This window comes from Dokdonia ponticola (assembly GCF_042653865.1).
GTDB classification, from domain to species: Bacteria; Bacteroidota; Bacteroidia; order Flavobacteriales; family Flavobacteriaceae; genus Dokdonia; species Dokdonia ponticola.
In genome coordinates this window covers 369,481-394,984 of sequence record NZ_JBHSFV010000001.1, presented here as the reverse complement: position 1 = coordinate 394,984, position 25,504 = coordinate 369,481, and the positions used below count along the sequence as shown (strand labels likewise).

Annotated in this window: 24 protein-coding genes, 1 pseudogene and 1 riboswitch; of the genes and pseudogenes, 8 read left to right on the top strand and 17 right to left on the bottom strand. The window is 36.2% G+C overall.

Annotated elements, in window-relative coordinates:
• Positions 1-71 precede the first annotated feature (71 nt).
• Positions 72-881 (top strand): carboxypeptidase-like regulatory domain-containing protein, encoded by an 810-nt coding sequence (locus ACFO3O_RS01835; protein ID WP_379976826.1) that lies wholly within the window; start codon positions 72-74, stop codon positions 879-881.
• Positions 882-987: 106 nt separating this feature from the next.
• Here the strand turns inward: ACFO3O_RS01835 and ACFO3O_RS01830 are convergent, their stop codons facing one another.
• On the bottom strand, positions 988-1,719 hold the full coding sequence (locus ACFO3O_RS01830; RefSeq protein WP_379976825.1) for a phosphodiester glycosidase family protein: 732 nt from the start codon (positions 1,717-1,719) through the stop codon (positions 988-990).
• A gap of 197 nt (positions 1,720-1,916) precedes the next feature.
• Here ACFO3O_RS01830 and ACFO3O_RS01825 point away from each other — a divergent pair, with 197 nt between their 5' ends.
• Genes ACFO3O_RS01825 through ACFO3O_RS01805 form a run of 5 tightly spaced genes read left to right on the top strand, consistent with a single transcriptional unit; the run spans position 1,917 to position 5,087 of the window.
• On the top strand, positions 1,917-2,345 hold the full coding sequence (locus ACFO3O_RS01825) for a hypothetical protein (RefSeq protein ID WP_379976824.1): 429 nt from the start codon (positions 1,917-1,919) through the stop codon (positions 2,343-2,345).
• Between the two features lie 6 nt (positions 2,346-2,351).
• On the top strand, positions 2,352-2,873 hold the full coding sequence (locus ACFO3O_RS01820; RefSeq protein WP_379976823.1) for a hypothetical protein: 522 nt from the start codon (positions 2,352-2,354) through the stop codon (positions 2,871-2,873).
• Between the two features lie 5 nt (positions 2,874-2,878).
• Positions 2,879-3,712, top strand: coding sequence for a hypothetical protein (locus ACFO3O_RS01815; protein WP_379976821.1), 834 nt, complete (start codon positions 2,879-2,881; stop codon positions 3,710-3,712).
• Entirely contained in the window at positions 3,713-4,696 is a 984-nt protein-coding gene (locus tag ACFO3O_RS01810; RefSeq protein WP_379976820.1) for a serine hydrolase, read from the top strand.
• Positions 4,680-5,087, top strand: coding sequence for a thiol-disulfide oxidoreductase DCC family protein (locus ACFO3O_RS01805; protein WP_379976819.1), 408 nt, complete (start codon positions 4,680-4,682; stop codon positions 5,085-5,087). The genes ACFO3O_RS01810 and ACFO3O_RS01805 overlap by 17 nt, the downstream gene beginning before the upstream one ends.
• A 121-nt stretch (positions 5,088-5,208) precedes the next feature.
• Here the strand turns inward: ACFO3O_RS01805 and ACFO3O_RS01800 are convergent.
• The 16 genes and pseudogenes from ACFO3O_RS01800 to ACFO3O_RS01725 form a co-directional block, all read right to left on the bottom strand.
• Positions 5,209-5,607 (bottom strand): annotated as a pseudogene (locus ACFO3O_RS01800) (DUF2628 domain-containing protein); the annotation flags it as partial.
• Positions 5,608-5,874: 267 nt separating this feature from the next.
• On the bottom strand, positions 5,875-6,894 hold the full coding sequence (locus ACFO3O_RS01795) for an SAM-dependent methyltransferase (RefSeq protein WP_379976818.1): 1,020 nt from the start codon (positions 6,892-6,894) through the stop codon (positions 5,875-5,877).
• Positions 6,895-7,021: 127 nt separating this feature from the next.
• Positions 7,022-7,645, bottom strand: coding sequence for a class I SAM-dependent methyltransferase (locus tag ACFO3O_RS01790; RefSeq protein WP_379976817.1), 624 nt, complete (start codon positions 7,643-7,645; stop codon positions 7,022-7,024).
• A 161-nt stretch (positions 7,646-7,806) separates the two neighbouring features.
• Positions 7,807-8,373: a PH domain-containing protein gene (locus ACFO3O_RS01785; RefSeq protein WP_379976816.1), complete on the bottom strand. Its 567-nt coding sequence runs from the start codon at positions 8,371-8,373 to the stop codon at positions 7,807-7,809.
• Between the two features lie 152 nt (positions 8,374-8,525).
• A complete protein-coding gene (locus tag ACFO3O_RS01780) occupies positions 8,526-10,424 on the bottom strand; it encodes a T9SS type A sorting domain-containing protein (RefSeq protein WP_379976815.1) in 1,899 nt (632 codons plus the stop codon).
• Between the two features lie 227 nt (positions 10,425-10,651).
• Positions 10,652-11,035, bottom strand: coding sequence for a hypothetical protein (locus tag ACFO3O_RS01775; RefSeq protein WP_379976814.1), 384 nt, complete (start codon positions 11,033-11,035; stop codon positions 10,652-10,654).
• 71 nt (positions 11,036-11,106) lie between these two features.
• Complete coding sequence (locus tag ACFO3O_RS01770; RefSeq protein ID WP_379976813.1) at positions 11,107-11,835, bottom strand: nitroreductase family protein; 729 nt, start codon at positions 11,833-11,835, stop codon at positions 11,107-11,109.
• Positions 11,836-11,910: 75 nt separating this feature from the next.
• The gene (locus tag ACFO3O_RS01765; protein WP_379976812.1) at positions 11,911-12,051 is read right to left on the bottom strand and encodes a hypothetical protein; all 141 of its coding nucleotides are present in this window, start codon (positions 12,049-12,051) and stop codon (positions 11,911-11,913) included.
• A gap of 235 nt (positions 12,052-12,286) precedes the next feature.
• Positions 12,287-13,039: a WG repeat-containing protein gene (locus tag ACFO3O_RS01760; protein WP_379976811.1), complete on the bottom strand. Its 753-nt coding sequence runs from the start codon at positions 13,037-13,039 to the stop codon at positions 12,287-12,289.
• A gap of 656 nt (positions 13,040-13,695) precedes the next feature.
• The gene (locus ACFO3O_RS01755) at positions 13,696-14,448 is read right to left on the bottom strand and encodes a hypothetical protein (protein ID WP_379976810.1); all 753 of its coding nucleotides are present in this window, start codon (positions 14,446-14,448) and stop codon (positions 13,696-13,698) included.
• 499 nt (positions 14,449-14,947) lie between these two features.
• Positions 14,948-15,739: a hypothetical protein gene (locus ACFO3O_RS01750; protein WP_379976809.1), complete on the bottom strand. Its 792-nt coding sequence runs from the start codon at positions 15,737-15,739 to the stop codon at positions 14,948-14,950.
• Between the two features lie 293 nt (positions 15,740-16,032).
• The gene (locus ACFO3O_RS01745; protein WP_379976808.1) at positions 16,033-17,088 is read right to left on the bottom strand and encodes a DUF262 domain-containing protein; all 1,056 of its coding nucleotides are present in this window, start codon (positions 17,086-17,088) and stop codon (positions 16,033-16,035) included.
• Positions 17,085-17,822, bottom strand: coding sequence for an FRG domain-containing protein (locus ACFO3O_RS01740; protein ID WP_379976807.1), 738 nt, complete (start codon positions 17,820-17,822; stop codon positions 17,085-17,087). Before ACFO3O_RS01740 ends, ACFO3O_RS01745 begins: the two co-directional genes overlap by 4 nt.
• A gap of 597 nt (positions 17,823-18,419) precedes the next feature.
• The gene (locus ACFO3O_RS01735) at positions 18,420-19,211 is read right to left on the bottom strand and encodes an ABC transporter ATP-binding protein (RefSeq protein WP_379977236.1); all 792 of its coding nucleotides are present in this window, start codon (positions 19,209-19,211) and stop codon (positions 18,420-18,422) included.
• A complete protein-coding gene (locus tag ACFO3O_RS01730) occupies positions 19,211-20,239 on the bottom strand; it encodes a FecCD family ABC transporter permease (protein ID WP_379976806.1) in 1,029 nt (342 codons plus the stop codon). Before ACFO3O_RS01730 ends, ACFO3O_RS01735 begins: the two co-directional genes overlap by 1 nt.
• Positions 20,229-21,416: an ABC transporter substrate-binding protein gene (locus ACFO3O_RS01725; RefSeq protein ID WP_379976805.1), complete on the bottom strand. Its 1,188-nt coding sequence runs from the start codon at positions 21,414-21,416 to the stop codon at positions 20,229-20,231. Before ACFO3O_RS01725 ends, ACFO3O_RS01730 begins: the two co-directional genes overlap by 11 nt.
• A 439-nt stretch (positions 21,417-21,855) precedes the next feature.
• Positions 21,856-22,074: riboswitch (cobalamin riboswitch) on the top strand.
• Between the two features lie 29 nt (positions 22,075-22,103).
• Here ACFO3O_RS01725 and ACFO3O_RS01720 point away from each other — a divergent pair.
• Positions 22,104-23,984 carry a TonB-dependent receptor gene (locus tag ACFO3O_RS01720; protein WP_379976804.1) on the top strand — a complete coding sequence of 627 codons (1,881 nt, stop codon included), beginning with the start codon at positions 22,104-22,106 and terminating at the stop codon, positions 23,982-23,984.
• Between the two features lie 3 nt (positions 23,985-23,987).
• The gene (locus tag ACFO3O_RS01715; RefSeq protein ID WP_379976803.1) at positions 23,988-25,076 is read left to right on the top strand and encodes a YncE family protein; all 1,089 of its coding nucleotides are present in this window, start codon (positions 23,988-23,990) and stop codon (positions 25,074-25,076) included.
• Positions 25,077-25,504 lie beyond the last annotated feature (428 nt).

The following is a 25,504-nucleotide window of genomic DNA, read 5'->3' as shown; positions in this document are numbered from 1 at the left end:
AACAAAAAAATAGTCAGATGTGTATGGAAATCACAGGTCTTTTAAGTATCTTAATATCATATAAACTAGCTATGAAAAAACGATTACTATTACTTTTATTTTGCATTCCTTTTTTGACTTTCGCTCAAGATATCAAACGTGAAACTATCACAGGAAAAATTATTGTTGAAGGCAATGATATTGAAGGGATCACTATTTATAATGCCACTTCTAAAAAAGGAACGATTAGTAATGAAAAGGGAGAATTTATGATTGCTGTTGCTCTTAATGATCTTATAGAAGTGAAAGCATTAGAATATCAAAACATTGATATTAGGATAAATAAAGCCGTATTAGAATCTAAGAAACTGAGTATCTTTTTAATCGAAGAGATCAATCTATTGGATGAGGTTTTAGTAAAAAATAGAAGTCTCACAGGAAATCTCAATACAGATGCAACAACTGTAAAATTATTTAGACCAAAACTAGATGTTGTTTATTTTGGGATGGTGAATCAGGATCCCAATGATTTTACAGAAAACAATCCTGCCCAGATTAAAAATATGGCGATTCGATCGGAAGCACAAGCCATGGTGCATAGTTTGAATGTAATTAACGTGGTAGATCAATTGTTATTACCACTCTTCCGTTCTGAAGTAAAAGACAAAAAAGCATCTGGTGTGCCTGAGGTTCCCGTCAAGTCTGTCAAATATTATCTAGGATCTACTTTTTTGGTAGAGAATTTTAATATTCCAGCGCATCGTGTTGAAGAGTTTATCCGATACGTAGAAGATGATACCTTTGATTTTGAGCTATTAAATTACGGACATGAGATCGAATTTCTGGAACTCCTAAACAAGAAGAGTAAAACGTTTTTAAATACCAATGCGAGCAAAGATTAAGAAATAGTTTTAAAAACTCTTTTGTTGTATCGAATTTGATAATTTAAAATGTTATAAGATTCTTTTTAAGAGCCTTTTGATTAGTTATTATATATACTTAAAAGTGCTATTTCTTTTTTCTCGTTTCTCCAATAATCACCCCAAAATCACCATCGAGTTGCTCCCAATTTTGAGCCGGGAGATAGGTTCTGGAGACAAAACCGTCAAGATATAAAGCATTTTTACAGCCTCTTTCTTTGAAGAAGCACGCAAGATCATAAAAATTGATCCGCTCCTTTGACATCGCAAAAAGAAGATTTCCATTGGCAAGTATACCTACGGCATTTCTAATGTGAACATTGGAAGAGCCTTGATTAAATTTAGGATGTATGTTTCCATCAATAAGCAGCATAGGTCCTGATTGTGTGGCATATTGAATGTTTGGATTTGATGTAAATTCTGGTGTATTACAGATGGTGGCTTTATGGTCTTTGGTGATATACAAAACACCATTGGGATGAAGGAAAAAGTTGGTATGATCGCCTTTTTCTGTGTTAATGGGAGATGTCGTGACACCTTTTTCTATATACAATCCTTGAGGAGAGCCATCTACTCTGTACATCCCGCCGTTCATAGCAAAGATGAGTTCTTTACCTTCTTTTTCAAGACTTGTTTTTAAGTTTTGAAGACTACTATAATTTTTTCCTTGCGTGTCTTTCCAATAGAAATCTAATTGTTGGGTGTTTAGGTTGATTTCGTAGCTAATCATGGCTGTTTCTACACTAACAGTAGACTCTTTGCTATGAGCCGTAGGCAATAACAATACCATATACAAGAGTATTGACTTTAACTTTATCATATCGAAATCATTTTTCTTAAAGATACTAAAAGGTCTTTTATAAGAGATTTTAGCTTTAATTATTCAATTGCAAGTACGTAAATATAACCGTTTTTAAATACGGTTACATTCCCCCTTATGTCTCCGTCAAATATCTAATACTTTTAATAACTACGTATTCGTAGTCATTAATTTATTAACCTTTAACAAAGTAATTTATGGAAAATTTTGATGAATTTTCATCCATCGAACAAGCTGCTATGGAGCAGTCTCCTGCTCATGAAACCGATGTAGGGCACAATTTTTATGAAGCCCAATCTTTCATTGGAAAAATTGTTCACGCGGCAGAAGACGTTGGAAATGCAGTAAACAAAACAGCGCATGATGTAGGTCATGTTGCAGCTGAGGCGACAAAACAAGCCATCGAAGTAACAGGTAAGGTTGTTCAAGTGGCAACCCCTGAAACTCCTGAGGCTGAAGAAGCTACAGAAGTCACTGTAGAAGCAGCAGCTGGTGGAGTCATTGTAGACGGTGTTTTTACAAACGCACATCGAGCACTCCTAAAAAGTACTAATCAAGAATGTTCTGTAGATGAGCTTATTGACTTGAGAAGTAGTTTAATGAAAGCAAATAAAATGCTAAAATAAGACACCATGAACCTATCAGATATCTTTACATATACGATTGTTGGATGCCTAGGGTTTTGGTTAGTAGCAAGTACTATTTGCCAATTTAATATCCTGCGCCTAGAGAGTTTCTTTAGGCGTATGGATTATTTTTCCTTGCTTCCACGTTGGTCTTTTTTTGCACCTAATCCAGGAGTGACCGATTATCACTTATTATACAGGGACAAAGACCAAGAAAATGAATGCGGACGCTGGCGAGAACTTCCCATTGCTAGTAAACGCACCTTATTAGGAGCTGTTTGGAATCCTAAAAAACGAAATAAGAAAGCCTTGTCAGATGCTGTGCAATCCATCGTGAGATCTTCGAGTCAGCTTAAAGACAGTGAGTTTAAAACATCTATCTGTTATATCGCATTGGTTAATTTTATCGCTTCTATACCAAGAAAAAATGTAGGTAAAGCTACTCAATTTATGATCATGGAATCCTATGGTCATTATGCTGAAAAAAATCCTAAAATGCTATTTAGATCTGAATTTCATAAAATATAAGTACTATGGAACATTTTTTAAATATTGAGTTTGTCTATGCCTGTATGAAATACTTTGTACTCATAGGGATCTCTATTTCGACCATTGAGTTATTGTACAATTGGAGAAATTTCCAAGATAACCGCTTGTATAGCTGGAAAGTAATTGCCACACGTCATGCGTATTCTGAAAAAAGCCTTAAGTACCAACTTGCACATCAGTTATTAAAATACCCTAATTTTATAGGGGTCATTATTTTAAGACTGTTAGTCATTTTATTGTTAGTAATTCCTGGTATTTGGGGATTCTCTCAAGCACCTCTTTTTCTTGTACTAGTGCTGACATCGCTCCTCATTAATTACCGGAGTCCTTTTGGACAAGATGGCTCCGATCAAATGTCAGCTATTGTGAGTATTGTTCTGTTGTTGTATCATATTAATCCAGAAAACACAACGGTAGCACAAGCAGGGATTTGGTTTATCGCATTACAATCATTACTCTCATACTTCACCGCAGGATTTTTTAAAGCCAAAGGAGAAAAATGGACTACACGTCCCAATGCCGTTTATTTAATATTTAACACGGCTACTTACGGAAGTAAACCCATAGCTGGATATTTACAAAATAAACAGATGGCCATTACCTTTTTGACTTGGTCTACAGTCGCGGTAGAAGTTGCTTTTCCATTAGTGTTAGTGACTGGATATCCCGGAATGATTGTGTTTCTTGGCTGGGGTTTAGCATTTCATTTGATGAACGCTTTAGTCATGGGACTTAACTCTTTTTTATGGGCTTTTTTAGCCACGTATGGAGCGATTATCTATTGTTGCATGCAACTTTCTGCCTATTGGATACTATAGATGATGGAGAACCCTATTGCTGAATACCTTATAAAACAGCCAGATCATGCTAGCCTTCTTTTTATAAAAAATGAGGAACCGCTTTTGACGATCAATGCGCACCGTCACATGCCGCTAGCCAGTATTTATAAATTAGTCATTTTAAAAACGTATCTAGAGCAATGCGAGGCTGGTACAATTCGTCCAGACACACAAATACACATCCAAGAACTAAAATGCTATTTGATTCCTTGGATTGATCCTGGTTTTAAAAAGTGGTATCATACGGTGCGTGAAAAAAATAAAATTAAAAAAGATCGTATCGCTTTGCGCGAAATTGTACAAGGAATGCTTGCATACAGTTGTAATGCGCATACCGACTTCTTACTTTCATTAGTAGGCATAGCAAATGTTCAAGAAGAACTCTCGGTATTGGGAATGCGTGATCACGATCCTATTATGCCTATCAGTACGTCTGTATTGCTATTTCTAAGAGATACTGTAAAAAATAAAACCCATACACCGTGTTCACTAGCAAAAGAAGCAAATATCGCTTTTGAAGCACTGCTGAAAGGTGAAAATGTAGAAGGCTTAGATTTTAATTTGTTAAACCATTTTGATTATAAGATGCAATGCCGCTGGAGTGATACGTTACCTAAGGGTAGTGTACATAGCTATAGAAAACTCTTGACACACCTACAGAATAGGCAACGATATGATAAGGAATTACAGAAAGTGATGCATTGGTTTGGAAATTTAAAATCGTACAAAGGCACATCAGGAGGGATGAAACTGGGGTCAACTCCTAAGGTATTTAATACCGTATTGTACGCTACAGATAAACAACACAACACCTACCAATTGCTCTATTTTTTAAATAACCTTACCGTTGACCAAAAGCAACTCGTTGAATTTGCGAGCGCATCGTTTAATGTACAGATACTAAAAGACCCTCTTTTTGTCAACCAATTAAAAAATGAAATCCAACATGTCCATATACGCTGAAAAAATAATACTGTTTGATGGCGACTGTTCTTTTTGCGATCGTACCGTTAATTTTTTGTTTGACCATAACACAAAACGTACACTTTACTTTACCTCTCAACAATCCGTATTGGGAAAGGCATTATTAGAAAAAAATAACCTTCCTACCGACTTAAATACTATTTATTTTTATGCTAATGGGAAGGTGTATCAAAAAGCAGATGCCTTTTTTTCTATAGCAAAAGAGCTAGATGGCATTTGTACATATTTCTCATATGTACAACGTATAGTACCAAAGAAATTGGCAGACTGGTGTTATGACCGTATCGCAAAACGAAGACATCTACTGTTAGGCAAAAAAGACAGCTGTAGACTCATGACAAAAGAAGAACAACAGTATTTTCTATTATAACGTTTGTAGTTGGTTTGAGTTTGCTTTCGCGAAAGCGTACCCTTGTATACTAGAAACTAGAAAGCCTTATCCGATTTGTCCGATGACCCTCCCGGATTTGAGATTTTAAAAAAAACTATAGTTATGCAATTGTATACATCTCTAGCATTAGTATAAGGACAATTAGCACTATTATAAAAACAGGACCTAGCATGGTAGTTCCCCCTTTTTTGGCAAGTACTTGTATCCTTTTTTCTCTATCAGAATATTCTTCCATAACTCTATTGACTACTTTTTGAGTTTTTGAAATGTAGAACCTGTTTGCTAGAAAACCAATAGCACTTGCCCATACAACGCTACTTATGAAATCAATTATTTCATAAGTATTAATAGAAATAACGCCATATTCATATAATGCTTCTTCAATAAATAACTCAGCAAAAATCATTCCTATAAGAATTAAAATATGGGTGTACATTTTTCGATATGCCATCCAAAAAAAACCTAAAAAAAAGGCGTGGACACTAAAAGAGCATTTCCCCCTTTTATCAAATTTTTTTGTTTGATTTACATAGTAATCAGCATTTTATTGGAAATAACTCTCATAAAACTCTTTGTTGTCTTCTGTAATCATTATATAAATTGTCTGCTTGATTTATTTTGTAAACTATTAATTTTACTAATTAAAACCTAGAGTTCACTAGAACTAATCTTCCTTTTTCAAAACAATCAATCGATCGGTGAGTTTAGGAGTGTATTGCCTACTTTTGAATAGCTACAGGTAGCTTAGTAAATGACATGTAGTTTACTAAACTTCAGTAGCATTCAATATGATTTGATACGCTAGTCTTGGCTCAGAAGAAATGACATATTGGGTATCAATTGTAATTGTACTTTTTATGTCATTTGGAATTTGCCTTAATATGAGAGGAGTAGTTAAACCACTCTCATTGACATCAATTTTCACGTCATCGTATACTTGGATATATGTATTCAGTAGTAAGTAACTTGCTGTTTTTGAATCCATTTCTTTAATAATGGTTTTCTTTTTTGAGAAAACTTCTATTTCGTCTCCTTGTTTTTCTGATAGATAGGAGTCAAACATAGATGCTTTACTAACTTCAAATATTTTTTCAATATCAGTGTAATCTTGTTTTAAAAACCTTCCATCTGGTGTTCCTGCTTTTTTTAGTGCTAGGTGTAATGCTATTTTCTCGGGTATAAATACCGTGTCTTGAGACACCTGACGCATTAGGTTTAAAAAAATAGGTACTTGCTGTTCTTTAGCCAAAGCTGATTGCATGGTCTCACTTATGATAATATCTGGTTTGTTTTTTGGGTCTATTACGTACCTAGTTGCATCATCTTTTACCAATGTAATATCATAATCTTCTAGTTCTAATGCCGTAATTACGTTTTCTAATATATTAAATGTAAATGGGTTGATTTCTAATAAGGTATAAGAGATATTCTTATTGGAATATCGCAACATAATAGGGAGTATTAGCGTTGCAAACGGACCTGTACCTGCATAGAGAACATGAATAGTATTTCGTTTTTTTAAGTCTTTGATCGCATTGTCTATCCCTTTTATAAATTGTCGGGTTCTCAATATATCATCTAGACATAGCCCTGCCCAAAACGTACCAAGAGATTTTCCATTTTTATTTTCAATATCAATTCGCCCTTCCTCTGTATCTATTTTTTGACTAGAAATTTTGTGTAGAATAGCTTTGTATTTTTTGGATGCTTCTAATAATTTTAGCTGATCAATAGTGTCCTCAAAGTATTCTGAAGTGGCTTGGATGAGTTCTTTCTGTATGTGCATGGGAGATAGGTAGCGGGTTACTTGTAACTAAGAATTGTTCGATAAATTTTTAAAATCTTAATGTAGTACATACGAATCAAAAAAACGAAAAATATGTTGGGAAGTTGGATGATCTTACTTTGCATTTTCAAACTGGCTTTTTCAAAACAATCAACCTGTCGGTTAGTCCAAGGATATCCAGCCGATTTTTTTCTGAGAGGTATCTAATGGTTTCTTTTGTATAGATAAAAATATGTGTTGGGTCTTTTCGATAATGCCAATTGGTAAAATCAATTCCCTCATGGTATACTAACGTCATCATGAGCAGGAGTCCGTTGGGTTTTAGTAAAGACGTAAGCCGATTTATTTCTGCGTTGGGATCATGAAAATGTTCCATCACTTCACAACAGACAATATAATCATAGGTTGATTTCAAAACAGTTTCATCAGGTGCAAAGAAAGGATCGTAGGGTACAATATCATAGTTTTTCTTTTGTAGCATACTAGAAATCACTGGGCCTGTACCACTCCCAAAATCTAACCCTTTGTGTGTGGGTAAGCGATGATCCAACACATACTGCGTGATAGGCATGGTGAAATTTTGATACCGCACATCCTCCACATCATTGTTGTGACATTCATAATGTGCTTTTTCTTCGACGGCAGTGAGGTATTCTTTTTCATCTTTTACAAGCGCTTTGCAGGTATCACACACATAGTAGTGTGCATCTTTTTGGATGATTAATAGGGAACTGCAAAGAGGGCATGTCATATCAGAAAATATGTGTTGTATTTCCTAAAAGTACGGAAACTCAATAACTAAAGATATGTTCTGTATTGTTTTTGGATATATTATTAATTCTCTTTTTGACACATGATGTGAAGTGATGAAAAAATATTTGGTATGAATAGTTCACTTACAACTTCATTTATTTAATATTTTTTAGGAATCGATTTTAACCTCACACCCTCTTTTGAATCATGTTTTTTGATATATGGGAATAATCGAAATCTATATTTAGTTTTTCTGATTATTGGTGCATCATGCACAAAGTCTTTGAATAAATTTGATAAATAATATCGATCTCCATTATTAAACTCTAAATCCCAATAGCCAAAATCTGAGAAAAATAAAGAATATCTTCCTTTGTTGTCAATTGTATTTTTATAGTTGTAAGCTATATGATATTTTGATTTTTTTACATCTTTAAAATTATATGTTTTTATTAACCCTTTTTGGGTTATGGAGATTAAGTGTAAGTCTTCATCTATATTAAAATCAGTGTGTTTGTTTTCAAAATGATAATTTAGATATAAAATAATAGGTAGTGCATTAGCTAAAAGTAATAATCCGAACATTAGTGAAAATAGCAAATGAATATATTCAGTATTTTCTTGATAAAAATATATCCAAAAAATTAAGTATAAGAAACATATGATGCTTATTGCTATCAAATTTCGCTTTAGTAACTTATTCAATATGTTTTTATTTTTTTTCAAAACCTTAGGTTATAATTCTAAATAAGAAAAGCTTGATATTTCTATAATCTAATATAGTAAACACCTATTAAATATAAAATTATAAAAGAGTATGCTTTCGCGAAAGCATACTTCACAAGTATACAAAAATGAGTTTGTGATTGTTTTTTAATTTAACGCTCAACCACCATCTTTAAGGTAGTTAACCTACCATGAGATTCGTACGTTACAAGGTATATCCCATTAGAAAAATTCTCCGTATTGACAATCGTTTGTTCACGAATACTAGTGATGTTTTCAATCCTTTTCCCTGAGAGGCTATAGATATTTATTACAGCATCTTTGTTTGTAGAGAAATTTTCGATATTAAAAATGGCTTCTGTCGAAACAGGATTTGATACAAGATTGAATAATCGCGTATCTGCTATGAAATCTTCGACACTAAGTATTTGTGATACTCTGAGTGTCACGTTCTGTGGGTGACAAAGAACATCAAATACATAATTTAAGTTGTTATAAATTGCTGTTGTCGTGCTTTCAGGTGTACAGTTTGTAATGTTTGAATCTGAAGTAAATACCACAAATTCATCACCAAGTTGTGGTTCAAACGTTAGGTTGACTTCAAATCCACCTTCAATAGAGGCCTCACCTGTGTTTTCTATGACATCGTATTCCTCTTCGGGAGTGTACCCATTAATATCTATGAGTAATTTGGCGGTTTCAGTTTGATGATAATGGGTGGTTTTAAATCGTTGAATGCCTGGTCCAGGTTCAAAATATCCATTATTAGATGCTGGAAAGGTAAATAATGAAGGAAACTGAAATGTACCAGAACCTTGTACAGTTCCATAGTCTATAAATTCTGGAAATTCTGGATTCTGAGAAAAAAAGTTAGAAAAACTTGAAGCATCATCCATTAAGATAGTGCCTTCATTTAATTGAATAAATTCGTTGTTATTAAATACTACCCCATTAAAGTGATGGTCAATAGTCGAATTCATCACCGTTAAAATACCCCCATTGTTGAATTGCTCATTTTCGGTTCCAGTTCCTACAATAGAGGCCCCATCTAGGTAAAATGCATCACTGCCATTACTAAACCTAGCACCATTTTCAAGAAAAATTTGAAAAGGATTTCCAGTTCCTAGGGTAGCAGATCCCGTAGTAGGCTGTACCAACACCCTGATATCATCGAGCGTGATGTCATTATTTCCTGTCATAAAAAGATGTGCTTCTTGTATTCTAAACGTTCCACCGCCCGTAAAAGTAACATCATCCCAAGTTAATGTGCCATGTACACTATAAAATAAAGTACCGATGACCATAGGATGCGCTGCACCATTATTTTTAATTTCCAAATAGCCATTGTTGTAGCCTTCAATACTTCCGCTGCTGGCACCAAAATGATTAGCACCACTAAAAATCAAACTCGCATTTTCTTCTACACCAATAGTAGGTCCTAAAATGGTATTCTCGTTAAAAGGTTCAATAAGCAGACTCCCTTCGGCTACGGTAAAATCATAACAACAGATATACATATCTGTATCAATAGTAACAGCGTTAGCTCCGTTTTTCAACAAGGGGCTTGTTATATTCAATATACCAGGATTAAGAGTGTTAAAACTTATGTCAACACCATCTAGCCTGAGAAGGCCCTGTTGCGTTTGAGAGATTAAAGTGGCTCCTTCATTTATAAAAAAAGGCTCCGTGTTTGAGATACCAGCAGCCTTTGTGATGGTAAGCGTTCCTGTATTTTTTAAGGTGAAATTTGATAAAATTTTAGTGCTATTGGTTTCAGCGATATGTAAGGCTTGAAAAGTACCATTACTGTTTAAGGTACCACCGCCTGTAAACTCCCCTCTCGTAAAAGTGATAGCAGACGTAGAGACTACCTCAACTCCCTCTGGTATGATAACAGTTCCCTCACCATTTTGTAAAGGGATCGTTCCCATATCCCAATTTAAGGGGTCTGACCAGAAATATCCATCTCCATTTCCTGTCCACGTATGCGTTTGACTCTGCATCACTAACTGACAAGCTAAAAAAATAGTGATAAAGGCAATTTTTTTCATTTTTTAATGGTAACAAATATCAGACAGGCTCGTTTCCAAGGATCAAGATACGTATATAATTTGTTTTAGATTGAATAATACTAGCGACGGCACAAACTAAAACACCTACTATTTTACTAAGGATAATTCCGCTTTCGCGAAAGCGGTCTCAGCAGCATACAGAAAAGGTGGTTATTGTGTAGGTTTTAAGGTTGGAAAGTGTAAAGAGTGCTATGTCTTAAGGGATATCAGCGTGTCTTGAATATATATTGGAATTCTTTCCAGTCCTTCTTAAACTCTTCTTTATCAATATGAATGGCATTGAATTTCTTGTAATCTTCTATTTGCAATTGATTATCACACCAATATCCGTGGTTTTTTCCCATAGGCATCGCTGTGATTATTTTGCCTTTTTCATTAAAACCTATTTCTCTATTTGTATGTTTTTTTTCAATGTTGAATTCTATTTTCCAAGTAGATACTTTATGCAGTAAATGATCAAAATCAGGATTGGCAACAGGAATTACCTTTCCTAAAACCCAAGTCATGAACTCATGTAATTTGCTTGCGTTTTCTGAACCAATCACTTCTTTTTTAGAATACTCAAATTTTAAGTAAATAAATTCGCTCATATAAAATAGGATATGGAGGTTTTGTAAGATTAGTTTTGTGCTAAAGTGGGTAACGTAGCAAATAAAAATAACTACACCTCATAATACACCTCATCAAAAGGAATTCTGAATCTTGGTCCATAGATTCCTTTGTTGTCTCTTATGCCGCATCCAATCACCATATTGATTTCTGCACCCGCAGGAAGTTTTAAGAGTTTCTTTACTCTTAAGGTATCACTCCCTTCCATCGGGCAGGTATCATAATCAATAGCTGCCATGCTTATCATAAAGTTTTCAGCCGCTAATCCAGCACTTTTGTGAGCTACAATTCGCATATCACTTAATCGGGCTTGTCTGTATATAGGTTTAAACAAGCCAACAATTTGAAAGATACTGTATTTAATAATCCCTAATATTCCCAAAAAATCTGTGTAAATCGACGGAATCAATTTGCTATAATAATTCATAGTCATTTTTTTTCGTTTCAAATCACGTTCGCTAAGATCCTCCTTGTTATATACCTTATTCAAAAATGCGATATTGGCTTTTGCTCGTTTTCTCCACAAATCCTTACGAGTGACTATAACCACTAGCTGTTGCGCTGTTGTTGCCGCATTTTGGTTAAAACAAGCTTCAGCCATTTTGGCTAACGTTTCTTTACTAGTAATATGATAAAACTCCCAAAGCTGAAGATTACTACTTGTGGGCGCTAATGACGCATTCACTAAGCACTGTTTGACTTTTTCGGTATCTATAGGGATCTCTTTATACACTCTTGTTGATCGTCTGTAAGCAATAGCTTCTGAAACTGTTTTTTCCATCTGTTCTTCCTGTACTTAAATAAAATTAACTAATAACGTTTATGTAGATACCACCAACATAGTTGTCAGGCACTTTTATGTAAAATTTGGCATCACCGTAGTATAAAAATATACATATTCTTTTGGAAGCAGTAAGATACGGATATTAGAATGCTCCTGCCTGCTAGTGATTCCGCTCCTGCCTGCCGTCAGGCAGGTTCGCGAAAGGTGCCTCATGAGCAGATAAAAAGGTTTTTAGTTATTCTTGTTTCTATAAGCTTGTACGTAGAAAAATAGGGGGTGAGGTATATTTTTAGGGTGACTTACTCATGTGGGGCACCAATTACAAATGGGTGGGAGCGGGGGAATTGACTGCATACTAAGAGCCGTATGAATTGAGAGGTTCACGTACGGTTCTGTGAGAGGTTTAGGGGTGAAATTCCCCTTTACCTACTTGACTGTAGTGCGTTTTTTATTTAAGCTTATTTCCATTCAAATCGTAAATATCGTGTGGTTCATTTTGGTTGAAATAGCGCACATTTTGAGCATAAACTTTGTTATTTTGAGCATAAATTTTATTACCTATTAATTTAATAGAATCATATTTTATTGGTATTAGTAATTTATTACTTATATGAATGACACCAGTTTTACCATCCATTAAATAAGTGTTTTCACCATCACAATCTTTATCATAAAAGTTAATAATCTCACTATCTTTACTAATAATTAACAATTCAGAAGTAATGAATTTCATCCAACTATATTTAAATGGGATAATTATATTGTTATTAATATCTACTAAGCCAAGATGGTTTCCTTTCCAAGTACTTATGACATATATGCAAGATGTAAATGATCCATTTAAATAGTCATTCCACCATTTATATGCTTTTTTTGAGTTGTTGTATGAAAAAAAATCTTCTTGATCATCTTCTTCATCGTGATTCCAAATAAAAAGATTTTCCTTTCTTTTTAATCCTTTGAATACTTTGAAATATCGCACTAAATTAGTATTGTAACAACTTTCTATATAATTATATTTTAAGGGTAATTCATATTCTCCGTTCTTATTAATAAGTCTCCACTTTTCTTCAATATTATCTTCAGGCTTAATTTTAGATTTTTTGATAATCTTGCTATATGGTGAAATCTCCTTTCCTTTTCTATAATAATTAGCAATATACTTGCTGAATTCACTAATTATTTTTACTAATTTTTTCATAAGAGTTACAATGCACTACAACGGTCTCGGCTATGCGTAGTGCGGGATTTCAAGGCACTTCACTTTCCGGAGAACGATAAGTTTATTAATGTTTATTTACTTTCAATTTAGCACCAAAACCCGTATTACGTATAGCCATTGTGTGTGCCCAGCATGGGCATCTTTTATTTATCGAAAGATAAATAATTCATTTAGAGGGTGCAAGTCCCTTATGGCCAGGGGTGATCCTTCGACTATCGCTCAGGACAGGCTCTTGAGCTCAAGCTGCCGCACGATTGTATCGTGTGGCTTGTGTAAGGTACATTTTACACGATGTATCTGCTGTCTTTTGTGGTTGGAAATGATGTAATGATATGATAGGTTATGGAACGCGATACAATCGCACACCATCAAGGGTTTTTTAGGGTGACTTACTCATGTGGGGCACCCATTACAAATGGGTGGGAGAGGGGGAAAAGTGGGGTAGGAATCTCAACGTTTACTGTTTTTGCAAAAACGCTTTTTTTTGGATCAAAAGGAGGTGTTCTACGCTCCTTAAAAATTCACTTTTAGGATGTAGGATAGAAAATAAAGTCCCCTTAAAACGTCTTATAGGCACTTGCTTTTTAGAAAATTATAGGGTTGTGCAACGGTTACCGTTGTTAGCAAACGTTTTTTTATTTCCATTTTGTTCTTAACTCAGTTCCGATCGGGAATTTTTTTGGTGTAAAATCATACATATAGGTCATTCCAAAACTTCTGTGAGTTAAAACAGAATCGACCTCGATAAAAAACTCGCCATCTTTAGTTTCCAAGGTCAGTCTATTATTCATTCTATCGTTTTTTCCTTTGTCCAATTCTATTAACCAAGAGATATTTTCTTCATCGTTTGGGTCAATAACTTTTTTGATGTATTTAATTTTCGCAGATACAGGTTCTTTTAAAAAATAACTTTGCCATTTTTCTGGTATTTGTTTTAAATCAAATTCAGACATAATCGAATCCTTAGTTTTTCGAACTAAATACATTCCACTCGTTACTGGTTCTAAACCATTATTTATATAGTCCGCAAATCGGATATAGTCATTTTCTTTTTCCAGACTCCAACCAAAATCAAAGTATTCTGAAAACAGGTATTCATTATTTTCCCATTTTACAACTTGAAATTCCGTTTTGATTTTTAATGAGTCAATCCCGTAAGTAATATTGGTCATTTTTGGTTTTGATTCCATATCCATAGGATATTCGGTATATTCAATTTTTTCTGGAATCAATTTTAAATTGATACTATCCATTTTATAAATACCAAAGACTTTTTTCCTTTCTCCACCACCAGTGCAACCGAATAAATAATTTTCGTTTATGAATCTTCCATCGCTTAATAAGTCAAGTCGTAAACCATTATTGAATCCGCTGTAAGAATATCTCAAAGTATCAATATTTTGAATAACTATCTTTTCGTTATTCGATTTGTTTTTGTCATTCGAACAACTAAATATTAAAATTAATAAGAGAATATTAATGTATTTCACAATCTTCATCAAATGTTTGCTAACGTTTTGGCTATGCGCAGTGTCCCGAAAGGCATTACGTATAGCCATTGTGTGTGCCCAGTATGGGCATCTTTGTTTTACAGCAATATAAGATATTCATTTAGAGGGTGCAAGTCCCTTATGCGCTGGAGTAATCCTTCGACTATCGCTCAGGACAGGCTCTTGAGCGCAAGCTGCCGCACGATTGTATCGTGTGGCTTGTGTAAGGTACATTTTACACGACGTATCTGCTATCTTTTGTAGTTGAAAATGATGTAATGATATGATAGGTTATGGAACGCGATACAATCGCACACCATCAAGGGTTTTTTAGGGTGATTTGCTTATGTGGGGCACCAATTACAAATTGTCGCCAGCGGGGGGGGAAGAGGTTTTTTTACATAGAATTAATATCCTTCCTATAGGTTATTAAACCTTTTTCATAGAATTGACTAATGTTTTCATAATCTCCTATTCTTTTATATCCAGTTCTTGTTTCAAAAATTGAGCCCATATTTTCTATATGTGGAAAGAAAACATGACTAGAGTCTATATTACTTGAATTTAGGAAGCCACCACAAATACTACCTTTACACTGTCCAGGCATAAAGCTAATTAAATAATCATCTTCTTTTTTAAAGTAAGTTTCAGAAAAAATCAAACCCTTGTAGGCTAGTGAACATTCATTGTCTGCAATTTGACCAGATAGTACTGCTTCAGCTTTTAGTTTCTTTTCTGAAATAAGAAATGATTTTGTGTCAGAAATTTGTTGTTTAACTAAGTAATTAGTGTTTAACCCATATATCGATAAGATTTTATTATATTCCAAGGGTAAAATAGATTCCCTAAATAATCTTCTTCTTGGTTTTTTATGCCATGTTTTATCACGTCGCACAAATCGACCATCTTTTTCAATTTTTGGTAATTCAATATCGTCATCAACAACTAAAACTATTTTTGCATTCCTTCTGTGGTCGGTTACAAATTTTAATAATTTCGTTGCAAAATCAAATGAATACACGCTAAACTCTCCCCATCTCTTTGTATCCAATTCGACATGACGTTCATTATCCTCTAAATAGAGTAAAGGTAAGTGTCCACCAAAAATCTTAATGTTTTTTGAGGTTTCAAGTATATCTTTTTTTAAAATAGAAAATAAGTTTTGCTCATCAAAAATTGCTTTTTCCATTGGTAGCTAAAATAAATTTTAGAGATAATCTGTTTTTTTAATTCGAATAAGGGCGAAACCTACTCATGTGGGGCACCAATTACAAATTGGCGCCAGCGGGGGTAGGAATCTCAACGTTTACTGTTTTTGCAAAAACGCTTCTTTTTGGATCAAAAGGAGGTGTTGTACGCTCCTTAAAAATTCATTTTTAGGATGTAGTATAGAAAATAAAGTCCCCTTAAAACGTATTATAGGCACTTGCTTTTTAGAAAATTATAGGGTTGTGCAACGGTTACCATTGTTAGCAATAGTTTTTATTCCTCAATATATTCTTTTACTATTCTAAATCTTTCTTTAATATTAGAAACGTCATTCGTTCCGTGTTGTGAAAGTCTGTCGTATTCTAAATAGTCATAGTTCGCTTCTTCATAACTTTCTTCTGCAAGTTTTCTATTAGCTTTAATATCTTCTTCGAACTTAATTAATTTTGACCTTTTAATGTCAATACCTTCTTCTTCTGCCCATTTGAACAACAAGTAATACATAACCATACTACCTTGAGTTCTTAAAAGATTGTCTTGGTTTGTAAAGCATTCTGACATTTTATCTAAAGTTTCTTTTACAGTAGAGGTAATTGCCTTAACAGTTTTTGACTTACCCTTTTTGTAGTTTTTAGCCATCGCATCTAAATATACTTTTTTAGTGTCGATAAGCTTTTTAGATTCCATTTGTGCTGTTTCTACTAATAAGAATCTTGCAGCAACTTCATAGTGTTGATATCGTGTATTTTTGAATTTTACTTTTTTAGTAAAGAATTTGTTGTTTGCTAAATCTCTAATTGCAGCAACCATATCTCCTCCAAATGCATTTCTTTTTTCTGCCGAGTTTAAAGGCACAGCTTCATTTAATCGAAAAAACATATCTTCGATTAAGTCTATATCATCAGTAAGGACAGCAATTATAGGTAATACAAAAGAGTCAAACCTAATTTTGATTTTCGGGTGTTCTTTTCCTAAATCTTCGTAGCTCAAACCTGAAAGATTTAAGTCTCGATTATCTTGGTATTCAAAATCATCAGATAAACAAAAGTCTCCATCAATAAAACCCCAAATCGTTTCAAGTCTTTGTTTACCATCAATTATTGCAAATAATTTTCCAGTTTTAGCTCTTTCTTTTCTTTCGAACTGATGAAAGTATATTTTTGGAATGTCATATTTGTTTAAAATAGAATCTATTAATAGTTGTTTTTTTTCTAATGTCCAAACTCCACCTTTTCTTTGGTATTCTGGGTCAACAACTATCTCATCTTTTTCTGAATATATGCTTAATATTGTTGAATGTTGAACAGGAAATGTTTCTATATAACTCATTGAATTTTATTTTTTAGAATTTCTCCAATACTTGAAAGTTCTGGAAATAAAGTGAATTTGTTTACTTCTAATAAACTCAATTCCTCTCGTAATTTTGCCTTGGAACCTGCCGGTATTTTTAATTTTATTACTTCACTATTTGCACAAAATTCCTCAATTGGCTTATTGTCTAAATGGTGTATAGTAAAAACACCTAATTGTGCCTGAATTCTTGTACTATTTCTGGTTGCAATTGTTGCAATCGGCGCAAGTTTATTCCTTGGGTTTTGACTTAATGTTTTTACAGAATAGTTTTCCAATTCTTCATCGTCAAAAGATGGTATGAAATTTTTTTCAGATGTGCTTATGTTCGCAATTTTATTAAGTTCCGTTGGTTTTAATAACCATAAAGCACCATCTTTATCATCGTGCAATTCGTTTTGTACTGCAAAGTATAAGGCAGCAAGAGGACTTTCACTCCAATCTAATAATCTCGTGGGAACTCCATAATGTTGCATTAGAAATAACCAATCAAAATCGTCTTTTGTTGATTTATTAATTAACATTGCAGCGGACTGCTTAAATCTTGTAAGCAAAGAACTTTCAGATGTGGTTTTTGATAATCTCAAAATTCCAGGTGATAAAGTCCAATCAATATCAGATTGTCCTCTGAACCAAATGTCTTCGTCAAATTTTTTTCTTACTTTTTTAAGAAACGTTATTAGGTTACTTATGCTTTTTATTTCTTCTGCCATAAATTATGGATTATGTTGTTTCTCAAATTATTGCCAACTACTTTATATCGCAAATGCACGATATATCTTTTATGTGTCGTTCCTCACAAAACTACGCTATTTTTTAAAATAATACATTGTGAATCATCTGTTTATAGTTGTTTTGTGAGGGTGCTTATTTTTAGTTGAACCGTTGCAAACGTTTCTAACCGTTATAAACGGCTTTTAGTAAATTGCAAAATACACGATTTTATCTAATTACTTTGCGGTTTCCCGTAATGGGAAGGAATTAGGTATGAGGCATTCTGAAATCAAAATCGAAAATGAAATCAAAGCAAAGGTTGATGTTTAAAAATAGCTAGTTGTGTGATCTTTCCTAGAGTCTATCCAGAGCTTGTCGAAGGATCGAGATGACTGCAATTTTTAATGGGGCATTAGAATGAGAAATGAAGATTTGAAACATTAAATTATAACCATTAACCATTAACCATTAACCATTAACCATTAACCATTAACCATTAACCGTTAACAGTTAACAGTTAACAGTTAACCGTACACTATTAAAACCTGAAACTTCAAACCAAGAAATCAAGAAACTTTAAAACCTGAAAGAAACACTTACCCAATCACAAACCTCCCCAAGTCTGCATCAAATCGTACATTCTCCGAAGGAAACAGCGCATCAAAAACTCCTTTTTGGATCAGTTGTTTTGGAGTATCAATGATTGCTTTTCCATCTTGTAGGACAATCATTTGATCGCAGTGCGCAATCGCGAGTTCGATGTCGTGGGTGGAGAACAAGACAAGTTTTTTTTGCTCGTGAGCGATCTGGGTGAGGAGTTTGAGCACTGCTGCTTTATGATGTAAATCCAGATGCGTCATTGGTTCGTCGAGGAGCATCACAGACGTATCCTGTGTCAAGGCGCGGGCAATGAGCACGCGTTGGAGTTGGCCGTCACTGAGTTCGTAGCACTTCTTGTGTTTTAGGTCGGCGGTGTCGGTGGCTTGGAGGGCGAGGGTGATGGTGTTTATATCGGTTTCAGAGAGTGAACCGAGCCAATTGGTATAGGGTTGTCTTCCCAAACTCACCAATTCGACAACGCTTAGATTCTTCGAAATCGCCTGCCCCGTGAGCACCACAGAGAGTTGTTTTGCCAAGGTCTGAGGTTCGATTTTGGAAAGCGGGGTGTCATTCAGGGTCCTATTTCCCGAAAGGGGATTTTGTAAACCTGCCAACGTACGTAATAAGGTAGATTTTCCAGCACCATTAATGCCGACGAGTCCCACCAATTGACCTTGGGGTATGGCAAGATTAATCTCGGAGGCTATCAACGTATTCCCTTTTTTGGAGGCATAGCCAATGCAGAGGTCTTGAGTGGCAAGAACGGTATGTGTCACAGGACGCTCCATCAAAACACTAATTTCTTTTTACGTACCAATAACCAAATCACCACGGGTGCACCCACCAAGGCAGTGACAGCATTGATCGGAAGGGTATATTCACTGAAAGGCACTTGTGCCACCGTATCACAAATTAACATCAGAATCGCACCGCCTAAAATCACTGCGGGAAATAATACACGGTGGTCGGAAGTAGGCATGATTTGCCGAATCAAATGGGGTACGGCAAGCCCAATAAAGGCAATGGGTCCCGCAAAAGCGGTAATGCTTCCCGCCAACAGACTGGTCGCGATAATGATGACAAATCGACTTCGGGTATAGTGAACGCCCAAGGTTTTCGCGTAGGCATCGCCTAGCAAAAGGGCATTGAGTTCTTTGAGGTGGGTCAGCGCTAGGATAAGACCAGCGATAAAACAGTATAAGAGTATTCGGATGCTTTGCCAAGAGACATCGCCAAGACTTCCAAACGACCAAAAAATGTATTGTTGGAGTTCTTCGGCTTTGCTAAAATAGGAGAGGACACTTACGACCGCAGAGGTGAGACTTCCGACCATTAAACCGATAATGAGCAATGCCATCGTATCGCGCACTCGTGATGCAACGGCCAATACCATTAAAAATACGAGAAAACTTCCGGCCGCCGCTGCGATAATCAATCCCCATTTTCCAAATGCAAGCGAACTAGAAATGCCCAATACGGTACCGCCCAAAATAAACAATGCTACCCCCAAACTGGCACCACTACTAATTCCCAAGACAAACGGCCCTGCCAGCGGATTGCGAAACAGGGTTTGCATTAACAATCCTGCCACAGCAAGACCACTACCCGTAATCATCGCCATGAGCGCTTTGGGGAGTCTGTACTCATAAATAATAAATGCCCAAGCGGGTTTGCTGACTTCTCCACCAAATAAGCTTTTGACCACATCAGACATGGGGATTGCCACAGATCCTAAACTCAAACTAATCACAAAACAGCACACCAAGCCTATGGCGAGTAGTAGTAAAGGGACGGTATGAGAACGATTAGTCTTCAAAAGGCGTATAGAAATAAGGTTGGTAATTGGGCAAGAGTTCTGGATGTAAATAATACACGAGATCTTTTAATACCAAATCGGGTCGGTTGGGGGCGAGTTCGTAATATAACATCCCACCTGTAGCGCCTTTTTTGGTTGTAAAGGTGTATAGTTTTTTATTTTTAAAGGCTTCAAATTGAGTGTACACTGCATGGGCTTCGGCGAGTGTTTGGTAGCTTCCAAATTGACCTGGTGCGATCCAGAAGTCGGCGTTTTGACCTTTATCTAGCACCGACTCAATGCTTAATCCGATGCTTCCTGTGCCTTTACTGTCTTTCCATAAATAGTCACCGCCAGCGTCTTCAATCAGTTGTGCGGGCCAGCTTTCTCCGTGGGGTAAATACCACACATCTTTGTACATCGCACCGCTCAAGACCGTTGGGCGTTGGCTGACTTCTTGCGCCAGTTTTTTGGTGGTGAGGTATTCCGTTTCTATAGACTTGAAAATACTATCTGCTTCTTTTGATTTGCCGTACAACGCGCCAAAAAACTTAATCCATTCGGCTTTTCCCAACGGACTTTTCTCTACCCAATCACCGTTGTACAACACAGGAATGCCTGCTTTTTCAAGGGAATTAAGAGAGGTGTTTTGACCGTCGACACCAAATCCAATCACCGCATCCGGATTGAGGTCGATGGCGACTTCGGTATTGATGGCTTCGTTTTGTCCGAGTTCTTTGATTTTTCCGCTTTCAATCCGTTTTCGGGTCTTGGCACTGGAGATATAATCTAGATTTGGAAAGCCCGTAAGCGTATGATCTACTCCTAGCATTTCCAACGAAGGAATGTGCGTGGTAGAGGTCACCACTATAGATTTTAGAGGGACTTTGACAATCGCATCTATTTTGTTTTCTTGGAGTAAACTCGTCAGCGATGCCGTATCGTTGTGGGTTGGCAAGGCGCCTGTATCTTCCACTAAAGCATATCGGTATACGTTTTCCGTACCCGGAAAAGCGTCGGTTACTTCGATCAGCGTATAGTTAGAAAAAGTACTGATGGTAAAGCCTGTAGCATAGTCAACAGCCTGTTTTTGAGCCGTTTTGGTTTCAATTACTTCCTGTTTCGTTTCTTTTTTACAAGCAGTAATACCTGTCAAAATAAAAAGAAATATCCAAAACTGTTGCCAATGTTTATTCATTCTTCAAAAGTAGTATTTAAAAAAGAGAAAAAACAAATAGGAATGAAAAGAGGTGTTTTTGATTTTCTTAAAGAGGTTTCTTAAAGCTTTAGATGCATTTAAAAACACATTTCTTAATGCTTTGTCAGTCTGAGCTTGTCGAAGACCTAGTTTATAAACTTTATTAGTAAGAAAGCACTTCGACAAGCTCAGTGTGACAATTGACTAAATAGGGAGAACTCCTATCGTTTACCTCTCACATGAATAAATCTAAAATTACAGCTCCTTCCCTCTCTGAGGGAAGGTGGCTGTATCGAGGCACGAGATACAGACGGAAGGGAGAGCCCCCTAACCCCCAAAAGGGGAACTTCAGTTTCAGTTTTAGCTTCGATTTCAAAAATAGAGTAACACTCTATTTTTAAAACCTATATTCTTTCCTCTTTATTCTCATAAAAACCATACCTTTGTTGAGAATTTTGGTTTGGAGAGTAAACACATACTCACCAATTAAAAGGGAATTTTGTGAAAAACAAAAGCTGTTCCCGCAACTGTAAGCTGTGCCTATACCCTTGTATAGGACTTGTTAAAAACACTACACCGCCACTGTCTTGAGGTGTCAAGATGGGAAGGCTTTTAACAAGAAGCAAGCCAGGAGACCTGCCACGATTTATAACTAATATCGACTGACTTTCGGGTAAAAGGTCACAGATGATGAAACAAAAAATCGCCTACATCGTGATGGTACTATGCGTTTGCATGAGTACGGCACATTCGCAAATAGATAGCTTACAGGTATTGCCTGAGGTGATTCTGAGTGACGTGAAGTTACGTGACTTCTCACAAGGGGTTACCGTGACTAGAGTGACCGACTCTGTGCTCAACAATTCCAAAACAGCGCTGACAGAGGTGTTGCGTTACCAAAGCCTTATTTTCTTGCGAGAAAATGGGCCAGGCGGGGTGTCTTCTCCATCTTTTAGGGGGACTTCTGCACAGCAAACGGCTGTGGTTTGGAATGGCATCAACATCAACTCACAACTCAACGGACAAACGGATTTTAATACGATTTCTAGTCGGAATTATGATCATATTGATGTGCGAAGCGGCGGTGGGAGTATTCCGTATGGATCGGGTGCAATAGGTGGGAGTATTCATTTGAATAATGAGATCTCGTTTGCCCCCCGTTTTGAAAACCAATTAGCCCTCAGCTACGGGAGTTTTAATACGCCTTCAGGGAATTTTAAATCGCGATTTGGTACTGAAAAATTCTATGGGGATGTGGCGATAGATTATACGCGAAGTGATAATGATTTTGAATATCTTGATACGGATCAGCGGAATGAGAATGGGCAGTTTGAGAACACCAATCTCAATGCGAATGTTGGATTTACGCTTTCGCGAAAACAGCTTATCAAGATTTACCACAATACTTTCCTAGGAGATCGCAACTTTTCGGGGACGCTCACCGCACCGTCTGACGATGCGTATCAGGACCGAAATACCCGTACGCTTATCGAATGGCAAGCGAGTGATACCAATTATGATTCTAAACTCCGAGTGGCGCATGTCTTTGAGCAGTTTCGCTACTTTCCCAGTGAAACCAACCGGGAGATTTCTACGCTTGGAAAAGCGATTCGATATACTGCAAATTATGACTTTACGTATCGGTTTGGAAAAGATAAACGGCTGAAAACAACGCTTGATTACACTACGGTTGATGGCAGTGGGAGTACCATTCAGCAGGCAACACGCAATGCTTTTTCGGCGAGTACGTTATGGCATCATCAGGTGACCAAAAAATGGAACTATGGAATTCAAGCACGACAAGAGGTGACCAATACATTTGATAGTCCGTTGCTGTTTGGGGTGAGTTCTGAGTACGCTTTCCTGCCGGCCGAGCAGGCGGGCACGAATCTGCTTAGCTATATCATCTCTATCAATGCTTCTCGAAATTACCGCATCCCGACCTATAACGACGTGTACTGGAAAGGTGCAGGATCGAGAGGAAATCCAGACTTGATCCCAGAGACCAGCTTTCAAGTGGAATTGGGGCATCGTTTTAGGTATAAAGATCTGAATGTACGACTGAACACGTATTATATAAAGACGGATGATTTGATTGTTTGGCGGCCTGATTTTTCAGGGATTTGGAGTCCCGAAAATCTATCTGAAACACGTAATTATGGCGCAGAACTGATGACTGATTATAGTTTCTATATAGGGGAGCATGTATTTACTATGACAGGGCAATATGGATACACCATCGCAGAAGATATAGAGACAGGGAAGCAACTTTTGTATGTGCCCAAACAGAAAATCACAGCAAGTGTGGGATATACTTTTGATCGATTCTCTGCGTTTTATCAGTTGTTATACAATGACAGGGTCTATACTACCACAGATCATTCGGATGTCTTGCCAGGATATGCAGTGTCCAACGTAGGAATGAATTACACATTGGTGAAGAAAAAAGAACAGCAGATTGCTATTTCGCTTCAAGCGAGAAATATATTTAATAAAAACTATCAAACCATTGCCTTTAGACCGAACCCAGGGCAAAACTTTATTTTACAAACTACTTATACATTTTAAACTATGAAATTCTACAAACTTTTATGGATTGCTATTTTTGGAACGCTGTTTTTATATGCGTGTAGTAACGACGATGACGTTTTTACACCAGATCCTGATCCTGATCCAGAGGAGGTGCTTCCTTTTGAAAATGGTTTTTTAGTGACCAATCAAGGGCCTTTTAATACAGGTTTTGGAAGTGTTGATTTTGTTGATGCAAGTTTAACGACAGCAGATACTTATATTTATCAAGATGTGAATGATGATAATCTTGGGAATATCGTGCAGTCGATTGGTTTTTCGGGCGACTTGGCCTATGTGATAGCAAACAATAGTAACCGGATCACCGTGGTGAATCGATTTACGTTTGAGGAAGTGGGACGTATTGAAACGGGATTGAATAACCCGAGATATTTTATAGATGCCAATGGAAAAGGGTACGTATCTAACTGGGGAGATCCTACCATAGCCACCGATGATTTTATTGCGGTGATTGATCTTACAACAAATACTGTAACAGGAACTATTCCTGTGGGAGAAGGACCTGAGGAAATGATTTTTAATCGTTTTAACTTGTATGTGGCAAACCAGGGTGGTTTTGGGGTGAATGATATCGTTACTGTGATTGACCCAACTATCGATATGGTAACTTCTACCATAAATGTAGGGGATGTACCTAACTCTATGCAATTGGATAGTGATGGAAATTTATGGGTGCTTGCAGGAGGAAGCCCCGCTTTTACAGGTAATGAAACGCCAGGAACGCTCACCCGAATTAATACCTCAAGCAATCAGGTGATTACGACCTTTGTTTTTGGAGCACAGGATCATCCTAACTATTTGAATATTGCAGGTGATGATTTATATTATTTCTTAGCAGGTGACGTGTTTAAAACCACGACGGCTAATTTTCAAATCCCAAGTACACCTGAGCTTTCTGGGATGAGTTTCTTTAATATGTTTGTGGTCAATAATGGCACTACATTGATTGGATGTAACGCAGGAGATTTCGCGAGTAACGGAACATTAGAGATCTATAATTTACAAGACAATACCTTAACAAGGACACTAAATGTAGGGATTATTCCCGACAACGTATATGTGAATCCGTAGTCGTATTTTACTTACGGATTGAAAAACGCGAGCATGTATTAGGGGACAGACTCGCGTTTTTTGTTCCCTAATTACTGAAACGAGTTCAGCACAGGTACTAATACCATTTACCAATTGAATTTACTGTAATAAAACACCCTTTTTTCCTTTCTATTTAACAAGAAAAAAGAAACCGTAGCTTAGGCTATGCTTTAGTTTTCTTTCTCAAATAAAGAAAAAAATCATCGTTTTCTTTTCCAGTAAATTCAATTAATAACTGGTATAACTTTCTCCCAGAGGGAGAAGGGATTTTTTATGGTTTTAGATTTTGTCTTTGGGGATTCTATTATGTACTGTACAATGTACAAACAAGCTCCCTTCCGTCTGTATCTCGTATCTCGATACATCCACCTTCCCTCAGAGAGGGAAGGAGCTGTGATTTAGATTTT

What these genes read in the sequence shown, in the direction of transcription:
- ACFO3O_RS01835 (WP_379976826.1), top strand. Translation starts at nt 72, where the DNA reads ATGAAAAAACGATTACTATTACTTTTATTTTGCATTCCTTTTTTGACT.
- ACFO3O_RS01830 (WP_379976825.1), bottom strand. Translation starts at nt 1,719, where the DNA reads ATGATAAAGTTAAAGTCAATACTCTTGTATATGGTATTGTTATTGCCT.
- ACFO3O_RS01825 (WP_379976824.1), top strand. Translation starts at nt 1,917, where the DNA reads ATGGAAAATTTTGATGAATTTTCATCCATCGAACAAGCTGCTATGGAG.
- ACFO3O_RS01820 (WP_379976823.1), top strand. Translation starts at nt 2,352, where the DNA reads ATGAACCTATCAGATATCTTTACATATACGATTGTTGGATGCCTAGGG.
- ACFO3O_RS01815 (WP_379976821.1), top strand. Translation starts at nt 2,879, where the DNA reads ATGGAACATTTTTTAAATATTGAGTTTGTCTATGCCTGTATGAAATAC.
- ACFO3O_RS01810 (WP_379976820.1), top strand. Translation starts at nt 3,713, where the DNA reads ATGATGGAGAACCCTATTGCTGAATACCTTATAAAACAGCCAGATCAT.
- ACFO3O_RS01805 (WP_379976819.1), top strand. Translation starts at nt 4,680, where the DNA reads ATGTCCATATACGCTGAAAAAATAATACTGTTTGATGGCGACTGTTCT.
- ACFO3O_RS01795 (WP_379976818.1), bottom strand. Translation starts at nt 6,894, where the DNA reads ATGCACATACAGAAAGAACTCATCCAAGCCACTTCAGAATACTTTGAG.
- ACFO3O_RS01790 (WP_379976817.1), bottom strand. Translation starts at nt 7,645, where the DNA reads ATGACATGCCCTCTTTGCAGTTCCCTATTAATCATCCAAAAAGATGCA.
- ACFO3O_RS01780 (WP_379976815.1), bottom strand. Translation starts at nt 10,424, where the DNA reads ATGAAAAAAATTGCCTTTATCACTATTTTTTTAGCTTGTCAGTTAGTG.
- ACFO3O_RS01775 (WP_379976814.1), bottom strand. Translation starts at nt 11,035, where the DNA reads ATGAGCGAATTTATTTACTTAAAATTTGAGTATTCTAAAAAAGAAGTG.
- ACFO3O_RS01770 (WP_379976813.1), bottom strand. Translation starts at nt 11,835, where the DNA reads ATGGAAAAAACAGTTTCAGAAGCTATTGCTTACAGACGATCAACAAGA.
- ACFO3O_RS01765 (WP_379976812.1), bottom strand. Translation starts at nt 12,051, where the DNA reads ATGAGGCACCTTTCGCGAACCTGCCTGACGGCAGGCAGGAGCGGAATC.
- ACFO3O_RS01760 (WP_379976811.1), bottom strand. Translation starts at nt 13,039, where the DNA reads ATGAAAAAATTAGTAAAAATAATTAGTGAATTCAGCAAGTATATTGCT.
- ACFO3O_RS01750 (WP_379976809.1), bottom strand. Translation starts at nt 15,739, where the DNA reads ATGGAAAAAGCAATTTTTGATGAGCAAAACTTATTTTCTATTTTAAAA.
- ACFO3O_RS01745 (WP_379976808.1), bottom strand. Translation starts at nt 17,088, where the DNA reads ATGAGTTATATAGAAACATTTCCTGTTCAACATTCAACAATATTAAGC.
- ACFO3O_RS01740 (WP_379976807.1), bottom strand. Translation starts at nt 17,822, where the DNA reads ATGGCAGAAGAAATAAAAAGCATAAGTAACCTAATAACGTTTCTTAAA.
- ACFO3O_RS01735 (WP_379977236.1), bottom strand. Translation starts at nt 19,211, where the DNA reads ATGGAGCGTCCTGTGACACATACCGTTCTTGCCACTCAAGACCTCTGC.
- ACFO3O_RS01725 (WP_379976805.1), bottom strand. Translation starts at nt 21,416, where the DNA reads ATGAATAAACATTGGCAACAGTTTTGGATATTTCTTTTTATTTTGACA.
- ACFO3O_RS01720 (WP_379976804.1), top strand. Translation starts at nt 22,104, where the DNA reads ATGATGAAACAAAAAATCGCCTACATCGTGATGGTACTATGCGTTTGC.
- ACFO3O_RS01715 (WP_379976803.1), top strand. Translation starts at nt 23,988, where the DNA reads ATGAAATTCTACAAACTTTTATGGATTGCTATTTTTGGAACGCTGTTT.